This window comes from Caballeronia sp. LZ001, from assembly GCF_031450875.1.
GTDB lineage: Bacteria > Pseudomonadota > Gammaproteobacteria > Burkholderiales > Burkholderiaceae > Caballeronia.
Map to the genome: position 1 here is coordinate 72258 of NZ_JARTVX010000004.1, position 14042 is coordinate 86299.

General features: G+C 63.1%; 11 protein-coding genes. 4 read left to right on the plus strand and 7 right to left on the minus strand.

Going from position 1 to position 14042, the window contains the following annotated elements:
* Positions 1–10: 10 nt before the first annotated feature.
* The 3 genes from P9292_RS10525 (at position 11) to P9292_RS10535 (ending at position 3261) form a co-directional block, all read left to right on the plus strand.
* A complete protein-coding gene (locus P9292_RS10525) occupies positions 11–2164 on the plus strand; it encodes an FUSC family protein (RefSeq protein WP_309958796.1) in 2154 nt (717 codons plus the stop codon).
* Positions 2154–2354 (plus strand): DUF1656 domain-containing protein, encoded by a 201-nt coding sequence (locus P9292_RS10530; protein WP_250464390.1) that lies wholly within the window; start codon positions 2154–2156, stop codon positions 2352–2354. The genes P9292_RS10525 and P9292_RS10530 overlap by 11 nt, the downstream gene beginning before the upstream one ends.
* Positions 2355–2430: 76 nt before the next feature.
* Positions 2431–3261 (plus strand): efflux RND transporter periplasmic adaptor subunit, encoded by an 831-nt coding sequence (locus P9292_RS10535; protein ID WP_409015155.1) that lies wholly within the window; start codon positions 2431–2433, stop codon positions 3259–3261.
* 58 nt (positions 3262–3319) lie between these two features.
* Here the strand turns inward: P9292_RS10535 and P9292_RS10540 are convergent, their stop codons facing one another.
* From P9292_RS10540 to P9292_RS10570, 7 genes are all read right to left on the minus strand, one after another.
* Positions 3320–4132, minus strand: coding sequence for an ABC transporter substrate-binding protein (locus P9292_RS10540; RefSeq protein ID WP_309963966.1), 813 nt, complete (start codon positions 4130–4132; stop codon positions 3320–3322).
* Positions 4133–4589: 457 nt separating this feature from the next.
* Complete coding sequence (gene astE / locus P9292_RS10545) at positions 4590–5609, minus strand: succinylglutamate desuccinylase (RefSeq protein WP_309958797.1); 1020 nt, start codon at positions 5607–5609, stop codon at positions 4590–4592.
* Positions 5593–6933 carry an N-succinylarginine dihydrolase gene (gene astB, locus P9292_RS10550; RefSeq protein WP_309842528.1) on the minus strand — a complete coding sequence of 447 codons (1341 nt, stop codon included), beginning with the start codon at positions 6931–6933 and terminating at the stop codon, positions 5593–5595. The genes astE and astB overlap by 17 nt, the downstream gene beginning before the upstream one ends.
* Positions 6934–6953: 20 nt before the next feature.
* Positions 6954–8426: a succinylglutamate-semialdehyde dehydrogenase gene (gene astD / locus P9292_RS10555; protein ID WP_309958798.1), complete on the minus strand. Its 1473-nt coding sequence runs from the start codon at positions 8424–8426 to the stop codon at positions 6954–6956.
* Positions 8427–8437: 11 nt separating this feature from the next.
* Positions 8438–9472 (minus strand): arginine N-succinyltransferase, encoded by a 1035-nt coding sequence (gene astA / locus P9292_RS10560; protein WP_309958799.1) that lies wholly within the window; start codon positions 9470–9472, stop codon positions 8438–8440.
* Positions 9469–10521 (minus strand): arginine/ornithine succinyltransferase subunit alpha, encoded by a 1053-nt coding sequence (aruF, locus tag P9292_RS10565; RefSeq protein ID WP_250464691.1) that lies wholly within the window; start codon positions 10519–10521, stop codon positions 9469–9471. Before aruF ends, astA begins: the two co-directional genes overlap by 4 nt.
* Before the next feature lie 12 nt (positions 10522–10533).
* Positions 10534–11763 carry an aspartate aminotransferase family protein gene (locus tag P9292_RS10570; protein WP_309958800.1) on the minus strand — a complete coding sequence of 410 codons (1230 nt, stop codon included), beginning with the start codon at positions 11761–11763 and terminating at the stop codon, positions 10534–10536.
* 263 nt (positions 11764–12026) lie between these two features.
* On the opposite strand from P9292_RS10570, the gene P9292_RS10575 reads away from it, so the two are divergent.
* On the plus strand, positions 12027–14000 hold the full coding sequence (locus P9292_RS10575; protein ID WP_309958801.1) for a cytotoxic necrotizing factor Rho-activating domain-containing protein: 1974 nt from the start codon (positions 12027–12029) through the stop codon (positions 13998–14000).
* The last annotated feature ends 42 nt before the right edge of the window (positions 14001–14042 follow it).

Genomic DNA, 14042 nt, shown 5'->3' on the forward strand with positions numbered 1-14042 from the left:
GAGAACGTTCATGGCCACTGTTCTCATCGACAAGCGCGCATCGCTCGTGAACGCCTTCGCGGATTGGGCGCGCACCGACGGCCTCGCGTGGATCTACATTTTCAAGGCGGTGCTGGCGGCGCTGATCGCGCTATGGATCGCCATGCGGCTCGACATGCAGCAGCCGCGCACCGCGATGACCACCGTCTTCGTCGTGATGCAGCCGCAAAGCGGCATGGTGCTCGCGAAGAGCTTCTACCGTTTCTGCGGCACGATGGTCGGTCTCGTCGTCATGCTCGCATTCATCAGCCTGTTCTCGCAGCAGCCGGTGCTGTTTCTCTCGGCGACGGCGCTCTGGGTCGGCATCTGCACGGCGGGCGCGGCGCGCAATCGCAACTTCCGCTCGTATGGCTTCGTGCTTGCGGGATACACGGCGGCGCTGATCGGCATACCGGCGGCGCAGCATCCGGATGGCGCGTATCTGTCGGCCCTGACGCGGGTAGGCGAAGTGTCGCTCGGCATCGTGTGCGCGGGCGCCGTGAGCGCGCTCGTGTTTCCGCAACTCGCGGGCGAGCAGATCCGCACCACGGTGCGACGGCGCTTCACGCAATTCGTCGATTACGTCTGTCACGCGATGTCCGGCAAGCTCGAGCGCGCGCAAATCGAACGCACCAATCTGAGCTTCGTCGCGGATATCGTCGGCTTCGAGGCGGCGCGCAGTGTCGCGATTTTCGAGCATCCCGAATCGCGGCGGCGCGGCGGGCGGCTCGCGCGGCTGAATAGCGAATTCATGAGCGCATCCACGCGTTTTCACGCGCTGCATCAGTTGATGAACCGGCTGCGCGCAAACGCGTCGGGCACGACCATCGATGCGCTCGAACCGTTCATTCACGAAGTGCCGCCGCTGTTGCTGATTGCGGGCGAGCCGGTGCGCAACGCTGCCGACGCCGCGCACGCCGCCGCGCAATTGCGCGACTACAAGGCCGCGTTGCCCAAGCGCGTGCGCGCGACGCGTATCTCGCTCGAAGCCGCGCCCGGCTTCACCGCACTCGAATTCGATACCGCGACCGAGCTGCTTTATCGTTTCGTCGACGACATGCTCGCGTATGCCGACACCTACGCGTCGCTCGCGGCGCCGTCGCATGAACGCGAGCGCTGGGTCGCGCGTTACGTGCCCAAGACCAATCTGCTCGCAGCCGCGGTTTCCGGCCTGCGCGGCGCGGTCGTGATGTTCGTCCTGAGCGCGTTCTGGATCGCGAGCGCGTGGCCGAGCGGCGGCACGATGGTGCTCAACGCCGCTGCCGTATGCGCGCTGGCGTCGTCGTCGCCACGGCCGACGCAGATGGCCGCGCAAATGGCTATCGGCACGACGCTCGCGAGCATCACGGGCATGATCGTCGTGTTCGGCGTGTTTCCGCATATCGACGGCTTCGTGCTGATGTGCGCGGCGCTCGTGCCCGCGCTCATGCTCGGCGCGTTCTTGACGACGCGTCGCTCGCTCGCGGGCGTGGGCATCGGCTACTGCATCTTCTTCTGCTTTCTCGCGGGGCCGGACAACCTCGTGCATTACGATCCGACCGGCTTCATGAACGACGCCATCGCGCTCGTCTTGTCGATGATCGTCTCCGCGATCGCCTTCGCCGTGCTCCTGCCGACCGATGCGCCGTGGCTGCGCCGTCTGCTGCTCGCGGACCTGCGCCGCGAAGTAGTGAGCGCGCGGCGCGGACGTCTCGCGCAACTGACGACGCATTTCGAAAGCCGCACGCGCGACCTGCTTTCGCAGATCAACGCGCTCGCTTCCGACAAGCCCGCGCTGCAACGCGAGGCCTTGCAGTGGCTCTTCGCGGTGCTCGAATTCGGCAATGCGGTGATCGATTTGCGACGCGAAATGGCGGGCTTCGAACGCGTCGTGAACCCGACGCTCGATGCGGTGGCGCGGCTCTTCGATCGGCCACGGCAAGCGCGTTTCGATGGCGCGCTCGTCGCGACGGAACACGCCATCGACGAGATGCAGGCCATGCTTGCTTCGCACGCTTCGGATTCGGATACGCCGCGTGAAGAGCGGCATCGGCTGCAACGCATCGTGAGTCATCTGCATTTCATTCGTACCGCGCTGCTCGACCCGGAATCGCCGTTCGCAGCGTTCCAACCGATTTCGCCTGAAGGAGCGTCCCATGCCGCGTGATACCGCGATTCTCGAAGCTTACGTGCCGACGTTGCTTTTGCTGTGCCTCGCGGGCGGGCTCGTCACCTGGATCATCGACCGCGTGCTGGCGCTGACCGGACTGTATCGCGTGGTCTGGCATCCGGCGCTGTTTCGCGCGAGCCTGCTCGTCTGCGTGTGCGGCGTGCTGGGTCTCGCGGTTTATCGATGATTCTCGACCGCTTCGTCGCCAACAACATATTCAAGAGAGTTGCATCATACTGATCAGAAAACTCGTCGGCTTCGTCATGACGATAGCCATCTTCGCTGCGGCGCTCGTCATCGGCCGCATGCTGTGGGTGCATTACATGAACGATCCGTGGACGCGCGATGGACGGGTGCGCGCCGATGTGGTCAACGTGGCGCCGGACGTGTCGGGCGCGGTCGTGCAGATGCCGTTGCACGACAATCAGTTCGTGAAGAAAGGCGACTTGCTGCTGGAGATCGACCCGTCGCATTACCAGATCGCCGTCGAGCAGGCGCAGGCGAACGTCGCGGCGCGCGCGGCCGAGTTGCGCATGCGCCGGGCCGATGCGGCGCGTCGCGCGGACATGGACGCGCTGGTCGTCTCGAAGGAAGCACGCGAGAACTCCATGCAGACGGCATCGACTGCCGAGGCGCAGTTGCAGCAGGCGAACGCCGCGCTGGATGCCGCGAAGCTCAATCTGGAACGCACCAAGGTGTTTTCCCCGGTGGATGGCTATGTGACGAATCTGAACGTGTATCGCGGCGACTACGCGACGGCGGGCGCGGCGAAGCTCGCCATCGTCGATAGTCATTCGTTCTGGGTCTATGGCTATTTCGAAGAGACCAAGCTGCCGCATGTGAAGATCGGCGACAAGGCGCGGATTCGTTTGATGAGCGGCGGCGAGCTCACGGGTCACGTCGAGAGCATTTCGCGCGGCATTTACGATCGCGACAATCCCCAAAGCCGTGAGTTGCTCGCGGATGTGAACCCGACGTTCAACTGGGTGCGGCTCGCGCAACGCGTGCCGGTGCGCGTGAAGATCGATGATGTGCCGGAAGGCGTGCTGCTCGCGGCGGGAACGACTTGTACGGTGGTGATTGGGGCGATGTGAGGTACGAAAGCCCGTTCCGCTTTCGCCAGAAACGGGCTTTCTCAAGCAAGACCAAGCCTTACTTCAAAACCACTTTCACATCGAAGTACTTGGCCGCGAACCGGTCGATGCTCCCATCGTCCTTCAACTCCTTCAGCGCGCGATTGAGCGCATCCTTCAGCGCCTTATCGTTCTTGCGCACGCCGAAGCCGACGCCTGATCCGAGCAGCTTGTCATCCGACACCGCCGGTCCCGCGAACGCGAAACCCGCGCCTTGCGGATGCTTCAGAAAGCCTTTCGATGCCGCCTCGGCATCTTGGAACGCGGCATCCAGACGGCCCGTCGCGAGATCCGCGTAGATCTGATCCTGCGCCTGATACGACTCGACATCGATACCCGCCGGCGCCCACTTCGCCTTCGCGTATGTCTCTTGAATCGAGCCTTGCAGCACGCCCACGCGCTTGCCCTTCAGACCAGCGACGCTCGGCAGGATCGTGCTGCCCTTCTTCGCGACGAGCTGGTTGGGAATCGTATAAATGGGATCGGTGAAGTCGATCGCGACGCGCCGCTTGTCCGTGATCGTCATGTCCGAGTTGATGGCGTCGAACTTGCGCGCCTGCAAGGCCGGAATCAGGCCGTCGAACGAATTTTCGACCCACACGCATTTCGTCTTCAGCTTCGCGCACACCGCGTTGCCGATGTCGATATCGAAGCCCGTCAGTTCACCCGACGGCGTCTTGGATTCGAACGGCGCGTAAGACGCCTCCACGCCGAAGCGCAGTTCCTTCATGCTGTCGGCGGCATGCGCGTCGAGCGTTGCCATGCCTGCCGCCGCGGAAACGCTCACGAGCGCGAGCGCGGCAAACCTGCGATTGAGCCATTGCAGTTTAATCAAGTCCATCTCCTTCCAGTTCGATTCGTTCGTCTCTGTTAGATGCCGCATGCCGCCAGCGTCCGAAGCATCGCGGCACGGAAAGCCATGCTCAAACGTCTCGGCGATGATCGCTGCGCCGCATCAAACACAGGGCCGCGATTGTAGCGCGGTCGCGGCAACAGACTGTGGAGATAACGTGGACGGGAAAGTTGCAAGTGGCGGTCGCGTTCATGCAAGTGCAAATGGACGGCCGGGTGCGCGGGCAGGTGCGTGCTGCAAGCTCAAGCTAGAGCCCAAACGCAAACGCACGGGCAAGCCACGCACAAGTGCAAACACGCGACAGATCGCGAAGGCGTGCCACCCACCTCGATAGAAATCTCGGCGATGTGCCGCCCAATAATCGCGACCGATGTGTGGCCACAAGCACGACTCGACGCTCGAACAAACGTGCAAGCGCCACCGCAAACGCCAGCGCTCAATCGAGCGCCGCCAGCGTAGCCTCGGTCGTATCGACGACCATCAGCCCCGCGCGCAATCCCGCCTTGACCCGAGCATTGGGAAACACGATCCGCTCTTCATCGTGCGATACGCGATACCGGTAATCCCCATCATGCGCGAGCTCGGTGCCCGCTGGAAACGCCGTGAAATTCGGCACGTCGCCAGCCACGTTCAGCACGAACGCATCGCTTTGCTTGTCGATCTGCGCGACCACGGAAAATACGCGCAAAGGCGCATCCGCGTCCGGCCGCTCACCGCCTACCAGACGACGCAACGCCGCATCCGATGCCGCGAAACGCGTGAGATCGTTCGCGCCGAACGGACGCACCTTGCCGAGCTCCAGCGTGCAGGCAAGCGCGTTGCAAGCCTGCGCCGTGAAGTATGAAAACGTATTGTTCTTCTCGCGATGCAAAAGCACCGCCTGCAAGCGCGCATCGCGCAGCCAGTCGAACATCGCGCGTGCGAGCGGTGCGCCGGTGTGCGGCAGCAAGGCGAACTGCTCGAATACCGAGGCGCGTATCGCCGTGTGCATGTCGATATGCCATCGCGCATGCGTGACGCCCTCGAAGAACGCCAACGCACTCGCTTCGAGCGACGCCGCGCGCGGCGCTTCCCGGCTCTGCGTGAACTTCGCATGGCGGCCGCTAAAAAGCCGGTTCAGATCGTCGTCGATATACCGCTCACCCGCGCGCATCGCCTCGATGTTGCCGAGAATCACCAGCATGCGCGCGGCAAGTGGCGCCGCGCCGCTCGCGATATCGGCAACGAGCCGCGACAGCATTTCGATGGGCGCGGTTTCATCGCCATGAATGCCCGCCGATGCAATCACGCTTGGCGATGCCTCGTTCGCCGCGGGTTCGAGTAACAGCACGCCATCGTCCTGCCAGGTCCAGCGCACGCCCGAAGGCGCGACGCCGAAGGTTTGCGACGGCTGCGCGCCCGACAGCGTGAAGCGCAAGAAATCGTTAAGCAGCAAGGCATCAGCGCTGGAAGTCATAGATCGATCCGAGCGAGAGAATGGCCGTCAATTCATCGAGCGCGGTGCGCGACTGATCGAGCAATTGCGGATCGGCGAGATCGGCGGGCGCGAGGCGATCGCGATAATGTGTGTCGATCCACGCATCGAGGCGGGTGAAGAGCGCGTCGTTCATCCAGACATCGCGATTGACGGCCGCGTGCTCCACGTCGTTCAGCACGACGCGCAAGCGCAGACACGCCGGGCCGCCGCCGTTTTTCATGCTCTCGCGCAGATCGAAGACGAGCACTTCGTCGATCGGCGTGGATCGCTCGCCCAGCGAATCCAGATACGCGGCCACGCGCTCGTTCTCGCGGCATTCCTGCGGCACGACGAGCACCTGCTTGCCCTGAACGTTCGACAGCAACTGACTGTTGAAAAGATACGACGAGACCGCATCCGCGACGCTCACTTCGCTCTCCGGCACTTCGAGCGCCGTGAAGACCGCGCCACGCGCCGCGAGCTTCGCGCTCAGTTCGTCGTACACGCGGTGTTGATCGACGAACGCGCGCTGATGGCAAAACAGCGTCGTGCGATTGCCGACCGCGATGACATCGTTGTGGAACACGCCGGCATCGATCACATCGGGCGATTGCTGCGCGAAAACGGTCGCCGACTCATCGAGTTCATGCAGACGCGCGACGGCCCGGCTCGCCTCCAGCGTCTGCCGCGCGGGATAGCGTTGCGGCTGCGGTCCCTGCGCATATTCGCTGCGTCCGTAGACAAAGAACTCGACGCCCTTCTCCCCATACTCGCGCGCAAAACGCGTGTGATTCGCCGCGCCTTCGTCGCCGAGCGCGGGCGTGCCGGGCAGCGCGTGATGAATGCGAAAGCGCGCTTCGTCGACGAAGATCGCGGCGAGCGAACGGCGCGTTTCGCCATGCTCGATCGCGCGATGTAGCTTCGCGGCGAGATTCGCGGGCGTGAAGTGGACGCGGCCATCGGCGGTGTCGGCGGAAGGACTGACGGTCGCGGCGTTGGCGGTCCACATCGCCGATGCGGAACTGGCCGCCGCCAGCAGTTCGGGCGCTTCGCGAGCGGCGCGCGCGATGACCGTGGCATCGTCGCCGGAAAAGCCGACATCGCGCAGAAGACGCACGGAAGGCCGTTCGAGCGGCGGCAAGACGCCTTGCTTAAAGCCGAGATCCGCCAGCCGCTTCATCTTGCGCAAGCCCTGCTTCGCGGCGGCCTTCGGGTTCGCCACCGACTTCTCGTTGCTGCGCGACGCGACGTTGCCGAACGACAGCCCCGCGTAGTTGTGCGTCGGGCCGACCAGCCCGTCGAAGTTTGCTTCGAATGAAGACATCCTTGATCCTTCGCGGTTCTTTAGAACGTGAGTCCCGGCGACACGCTCGCGGGCATCTGCAGTTGCGCGCTTTCCACCGATGCCATCGGGTACGAACAGTAATCCGCCGCATAGTACGCGCTCGGCCGCTGATTGCCCGAGCGCCCGATGCCGCCGAACGGCGCCGCCGACGAAGCGCCGTTGGTCGGCCGGTTCCAGTTGACGATGCCCGCGCGAATGGTGCGCTGAAAGTGCGTCCACGCGGCTTCGTCGTCGGCGAGCAAGCCCGCCGAGAGACCGTAGGCCGTATCGTTCGCGCGTTCGATGGCCTCGTCGAAAGTCCGGTAGCGCGTGACCTGCACGAGCGGCCCGAAATGCTCTTCGTCGGGAACGTCGGCCGCGTGGGTCACATCCAGGATAGCCGGCGTGACGAAGCCCAGATGCGCCGCGCGCTGCTTCATCTCGAGCACGGGCGCCGCGCCCGCTTCGATCAGATGCGCCTGCGCCTTGAGGAGCCGCGTCGCCGCGCGCGCCGAGATCACCGCGCCCATGAACGGCTGCGGATCTTCGTTGTAAGCGCCAACGCGAATGTTCGCACTCACTTCGGCGAAGCGCTGCATGAAGCGCTCGCCGAAGGCATCGTCGGGAACGAAGAGACGGCGCGCGCACGTGCAACGCTGTCCCGCCGACAAGAACGCCGATTGAATGGTGTGATGCACGGCGGCGTCCACGTCGTCCGTATGCGCGACGACGAGCGGATTGTTGCCGCCCATTTCCAGCGCGAGCACGATCTTCGGCCGCCCACCGAACTGGCGATGCAACAGCGTGCCCGTATCCGAACTGCCGGTGAAGAAAAGCCCGTCGATTTGCCGATGATTCGCCAGCGCCACGCCCGTGTCCTTCTCGCCCTGCACGAGATTCAACACGCCGGCGGGCAAGCCTGCTTCGCTCCACAACGCGACCGTCGCTGCAGCCACGCCCGGCGCGAGTTCCGAAGGCTTGAACACGACCGCGTTGCCCGCGATGAGCGCTGGCACGATATGACCATTGGGCAGATGCCCCGGAAAGTTGTACGGCCCGAACACGGCAACGACGCCATGCGGCCGATGCCGCAACACGGCGACGCCATCGGCCATGGGTGCGCGCTTCTCGCCGGTGCGCTCGTGATAGGCCTGCACGGAGATATCGACCTTCGCGGCCATCGCAGCCACCTCGGTGCGCGCTTCCCACAACGGCTTACCGGTCTCGCGGCCGATGGCGTCGGCGAGCGCTTCCTTGTTCTCGTTCAACGACGCGGCGAAGCGGCGCGCAATGGCGACGCGTTCATCGAAACTCACCGCCGACCACGACGCAAACGCGCGCCGCGCCGATGAAACCGCGCGCTCGACATCGTCGGCCGACGCGCTGTTGCCTTGCCAGACGACCGAGTTTGTCGCCGGGTTGCGCGAGGCGAACGCCGCACCCTTGCCTTCGAGCCACTCGCCGCCTATATACAACTGATTCTGGATAGTCATGTCGTTTCTCTTTACTTGGCGCGCGGATAAGACGTGAGCACGCGCACGGCATCGCCTGCGGTTACGCGCAGGGCATCGGCTTCTTCCTGAGTCAGCAGGAACTCGCCGTCATCGACCGCGCCGACGGTCGCGCCGCAGCGGAACCCTTCGAGCAGCGTGTTCGACACGAGACTGCGCGCATCGCTTTCGATGGCGGCATCGCGCACGCCGATCCTCACTTCGGCCAGCACGCTTTCACGCACCGTGCGCAAATCCGCGACGTGACATTCGAGCACGGGACCGGCATCGAAGATATCGACGTGATTCTCGTAGCGCAGCCCTTCGGCTTCGAGCATCTTGCGCGCGGGCGCGGTATCGCGATGCGTGATGCCGACCGCATCGCGCGCGGCATCGGGCAACAAGTCGAGGTACACGGGATAACGCGGCATCAGTTCCGCCACGAACGACTTCTTGCCATGCGAGCTGAGATAGTCCGCTTCGTTGAAATCGATCTGATAAAAATGCGAGCCGACCGCGTTCCAGAATGGCGACTCGCCGTTGTCATCGAAGTGACCGCGCAACTCGGCGCACAGACGCTGCGGAAACCGCGAAGTGAATTGCGCGATGAACATGAAGCGCGAGCGCGACAGCAAACCGCCGACACCCGCCGTGCGATAACGCGGGCTCAAAAACAGCGAGCACACTTCCGCGTAACCGGTGAGGTCGTGCGAGATGTTGAGCAGCGACATACGCGTCCATACGCCCAGATCCTTGCTCGCATGCACGACCGTTGCCACGCGATAGTTGTAGAACGGCTGCTCCAGTCCGACTTCCGTTTCGATGCCGCAAACGCCCGCGATATCGCCCGTCGCGGTGTCTTCCATCACGAAGAGATAGCCTGCCTCGAAAGCCTCGGCGGCATCCGCAAGCGTGCGGCGCGCGCGTTCGACGCGCGCGGCGAGCGCATCGCGATCCGGCTTGAAGGTGGTCAGGCCCGGCCCCGTTTCGAGGGCCAGCGCGACGAGTGCGTCGACATCTCCCGGCCGCACAGAGCGCACGACGATCATTGCAATTCTCCCGAAGCCTGATGCAAGGGCACGGCACGCACCGTCTCTTTCTCCTGCACGCCGAGCGCCGCGCGCGCGTCGGCGCTCAAGGCCGCGCCGTCGGACCGCGTGCCCGCCAATGGTGCGACGATGGCGCGAAATTCGTGCGCGCCGCCCGCGGCCACGAGATACGGCGCGGCGCGCGAACCGGCAAGCGCGCCATCGCGCACCGTGCGCAATTCGCCCGAACTCGCCGATGCGCTCTTGTCCACGGCTATCGTCAACACCGGGCCGGCGTCGAAGATATCGACGAAACGGTCGGGCTCGAAGCCCTCTTCCAGATGGATGTCGTATGCAAGGAGCGTGCTTTCATTCGGCTCGCCGAGCACGCGCTGCGCTTCGCCCGGCAGGAGCGGTACATAGATGGGATAACTCGGCATGACTTCGGCGATGAACGTGCGGCTGCGTCCACCCGATTCGAGTTCCACCTGCTCGAAGTCGCGGCTGAAGAACTTGCGTCCCACTGCTTCCCAGAACGGCGACGCGCCGGTGTCGTCGCTGACGCCGAGCATCAGCGAGAAGACTTCGCTCGAAAAGCGCTTGCGGTTCGCGGCGATATACAACATGCGCGAGCGCGACAGCAAATGCGCCGCCGCTTCGCCTTCGGGCGTGCGCAGCGACGGATCGATATAAAAGCCCGTAAGACGGCTCTTGCCCGTGAGTTCGTGCGACATCGTGAGCGCGTGAATCTTGCGATTCACCTTGAGTTCGCGCGATGCGTGGATCAGCGCGTCGTTACGAAACGCGTAGAACGGCTCCGAGTACCCTGCCGACGCGACGATGCTCGATGTCCCGAGCAGCTTGCCCGTCGCCGAATCCTGCATCACGAAAAGATAGAACTCCTCGCCGGGCAAATCCACCTCGGCGCGAAACGAATCTTCCGAGAGCGCAACGCGCGTTTCGAGCGCGCGGCGGTCGCGCGGCAGCGAATGCAGCACGGGTTGCGCCGCACGCGCCATCCGTTCGAGCTCGTCGAGATCGGAGAGTCTTGCGGGACGAACGAATAGCATCATCGGGTCCTATTAGCGAGTGACGGCGGACGCGTTCACGAGCTGGCCGATTGCCTGCTCGATACGCGCGAAGCCTTCGTCGAGATCGGCCATCGGCATGATGAGCGACGGCGCGAAACGCAGCACGTTGGGGCCGGCGATCAGCATGATCACGCCATTCGCCGCTGCCGCATTGAGCACGTCCTTCGCGCGGTCCTTGTAGGTGTCCTTGAGTTCCGCGCCGATCAGAAGACCGCGACCGCGAATCTCCCTGAACATGTTAAAGCGCTCGCCAATCCGCTGCAGATGCGCCTTGATCGCGCGGCTGCGCGCTTCCACGCCTGCGAGCACCTTCGGATCGCTGATCAGTTCGACGACCTTTTCCGCAATCGATGCGCCAAGCGGATTGCCGCCATACGTCGTGCCGTGCACGCCGACCGAGAAATGGCTTGCGATCGCTTCGGTGGTCAGCATCACGCCGATGGGAAAACCGTTGCCCAGCGCCTTCGCGCTCGTGAGAATGTCGGGCGTCACGCCATACTGCATGTATGCGTAGAACGTGCCCGTGCGGCCGACGCCCGTCTGCACTTCATCGAAAATCAGGAGTGCGCCGTGCTTGTCGCAGGCTCGGCGCAGACCCTCGAGGAACGCGGGTTCGGCGGGCAGCACGCCGCCTTCGCCTTGCACCGGCTCGACGATCACCGCGCACGTGTCGGGACCGATGGCTTCGACGGCCTTCGCGAGATCGTTATACGGCAGATGCCGAATGCCTTGCGGCTGCGGCCCGAAGCCTTCCGCGTATTTCGGCTGGCCGCCCACGCTCACCGTGAAGAAAGTGCGGCCATGAAACGATTGCGTGAACGAGACGATGCCGATCTTCTCCGGACCGAATGTGTCGATGGCATAACGGCGCGCGAGCTTCAGCGCGGCTTCGTTGGCTTCGGCGCCCGAGTTGGCGAAGAACGCGCGATCCGCGAAAGTGAGGTCCGTGAGGCGTTTCGCGAGGCGCAACACCGGCGCGTTGGTGTAGCCGTTGCCGATATGCCAGAGCTTTTCGCCCTGCTCGTGCAAGACCTTGAGCAGTTCGGGATGCGCATGACCGAGCGCCGTGACCGCTATGCCGCCCGCGAAGTCGATGTAGTCTTTTCCTTCGGTATCCCACACGCGCGAGCCGCGGCCTTTCTCCGGCACGAAACTCGCCGGCGAAAATACCGGCACCATGACTTCGTCGAACGTATCGCGGCTTACCTTGATCTCGCTCATGCTGTGCTCCTCGTCTGCCATTGCAATGTCTCCGATATTAGGCAATCGCGCGCCATCCGTCTTGCGCGTTCGCGACATGCTTCGAGGGCTTTTCGCGGAACGGCGCGTGCAAGACCGCAGCGCAATGCCTTGGAGCACGCTTCCCTATCGCAGGATTGCGCGATTTATCCGGCGCATTGATCGCGTATCACCCCTGCCGGACCTCATCTCGTACGCTCGAGCTGTAACAAAAGGATTGACCACAACTCGTTGAGGAGGTCCGTATGCAAGTAAATTCGCAAACTGGGTATATGTACGGCGTATCGAATGATGCACTGACGCAAGATACGAGCGGCTTGCCGCCGGAATCGCTGATGCCGGCCGGTACGAGAGCGCTGGCGGCCCCGCCGCCCCGTGTGGGAAGCGCAAATACTTCGCCTGGGGGCGCAAGCACGACGGGAGGCCCGCAAACGCCGTCAACAACGCCACCCAAGTTTCACGGGCAGAACGTATTCACGCGCTATACGCCAAACGGATATTCCGTCTCCGCGAAGGGAGGAAGCTGGCTCACGCTTAGCCCCGACTTGGTCGCGCAGACAATTACCAATCGATTCGGCATGCTGGGAAATAACGTTCTCGCGATTGAAGGCAAATTGCAGGCTCATCAGGAGCTAACGGCGGACGAAATCGTCGCTCTAAGGCGGTTCGCTGTCGCGACGGAATATCTTGCGCGTGTCGATCCCGCGCTCAAGAGCATGCTGGACACACCGTCCACCCATACTCAAGACGAAGTGCAGATCAGATATGTAGGCGGCCCGATTATCCGGACGGACTATACGCAAGCCGAAGTTCTAGAAATGACGTCCGAGGCTCTCAAAAATCCCTTCACGTCCTTCGTGAAGAACGCGCATGACCTCGGTAAGAAGCTGGCAAGAGGAGAAGCGCTTACTCCCGAAGAGGCATCGACCATAGAATGGTATACCGGCATTTTAGACCAGGCCAACGCATTGACGCCTGCTGGCAGGGTCATGAAAGTCGCCGGTGTGTTGACTGGCGGCTTGAATCAAGTCCAGGAAGGAAAGCCACTCACGAAAGAATCGGCGCACGAGCTGCTCGACGTGCTGAACGTGCGGCCGGACTTGGGAGCCGTGCAAAGCGCACGAAACGAGACGCCGCCTGCAACACCTTCGACGCCGTTCGTCAAGCGGCCTGTACATCTCCAGGACGGGCGCATCGGGTACCTGTTGGGGCCGACCAAACCACCGCGCATGCGCCCGGAACAACCCGGTACCTCCGGCGTTTCGACAGCCGGGGGCGGCAGCACGACACGGCCGCCTGCCCGCCAGCTCGGCCAGCGCGATGTCGAGAAATTGGCCGGAAAAGGCCCGCTCAAATTACGTGCACCCACCGATCAGGCGGCCGAACAGCAACGAATGAATTCGATACGCGTGCGGTTCGAATACTATCGGCACGACAGAGACGTCACCGACATGGCCACGCCGATGGACGCCACCGAAGCGCGATACGATCAGCGCCGCGACGTGCTGAACGTAGGCGAGACGAAGGATGCGACCTCGTACGACAGCAGAATGAAGATGTTCACCGGTACTTATTGGGACAAGAAAGGCATCTCGCTCAAGAAAACCGATCAGATCATCAGTATCGACAACGGCCGGGAGGGAGTCGGTGCCATCGCGGTGCCGTACTCGAAGATTCCGCGCGGGGGAACCGTCCTCGTGACTACAGGCACTCTGTCCGGATGTTCCGTGGTGATGGCATCGGACGGACGGAACTTTTATGCTTACCACGCCGGCACCAATCGCGCGGGTCCAGGATGGACGACCTCCAAGGACGGCGCCGCTGAAATCGTCCGGGCGCACAACGCAATGCGCCCAGATAGCCCGGTCGTTGCTTCTGCCTCGCCCGGCGGTCAAGACCTGATGAACGTCGGCAATAAGTATCCATTCTCGGTGATCGTTTATAACGGCAAATCCGGAAGCCTGACGAATCCGAGTACTGGCAACTCCGCTGAACGAATGTCGATGTTCGACTACTTCGAACCCGACAACTCGAAGAGCGTGGTAGGCACTGGAGAAGCGGTCATCTCCAAGGACATGAACGGCACCGTCTCGGTCCGCGTCTTGGCGGAAAAAGGAACGTTGAGCGATCCCAAGTCGGGGCCGGACGGAATGACGACCAAGTACACGATGCAAATGAGAAAAACGAGCGTCTATACCTTGCCGGAGGCGACTTCATAAAAGAAGCGCCGGTGCAAAACTTGTTGATTCGCTCGATGCGTC

Bases quoted from the DNA above. Each gene is read 5' to 3' on its own strand.
- astD (WP_309958798.1), bottom strand. From the start codon at position 8,426: ATGACTATCCAGAATCAGTTGTATATAGGCGGCGAGTGGCTCGAAGGC.
- P9292_RS10575 (WP_309958801.1), top strand. From the start codon at position 12,027: ATGCAAGTAAATTCGCAAACTGGGTATATGTACGGCGTATCGAATGAT.
- astA (WP_309958799.1), bottom strand. From the start codon at position 9,472: ATGATCGTCGTGCGCTCTGTGCGGCCGGGAGATGTCGACGCACTCGTC.
- P9292_RS10535 (WP_409015155.1), top strand. From the start codon at position 2,431: ATGACGATAGCCATCTTCGCTGCGGCGCTCGTCATCGGCCGCATGCTG.
- P9292_RS10530 (WP_250464390.1), top strand. From the start codon at position 2,154: ATGCCGCGTGATACCGCGATTCTCGAAGCTTACGTGCCGACGTTGCTT.
- aruF (WP_250464691.1), bottom strand. From the start codon at position 10,521: ATGCTATTCGTTCGTCCCGCAAGACTCTCCGATCTCGACGAGCTCGAA.
- P9292_RS10570 (WP_309958800.1), bottom strand. From the start codon at position 11,763: ATGAGCGAGATCAAGGTAAGCCGCGATACGTTCGACGAAGTCATGGTG.
- astB (WP_309842528.1), bottom strand. From the start codon at position 6,933: ATGTCTTCATTCGAAGCAAACTTCGACGGGCTGGTCGGCCCGACGCAC.
- P9292_RS10525 (WP_309958796.1), top strand. From the start codon at position 11: ATGGCCACTGTTCTCATCGACAAGCGCGCATCGCTCGTGAACGCCTTC.
- astE (WP_309958797.1), bottom strand. From the start codon at position 5,609: ATGACTTCCAGCGCTGATGCCTTGCTGCTTAACGATTTCTTGCGCTTC.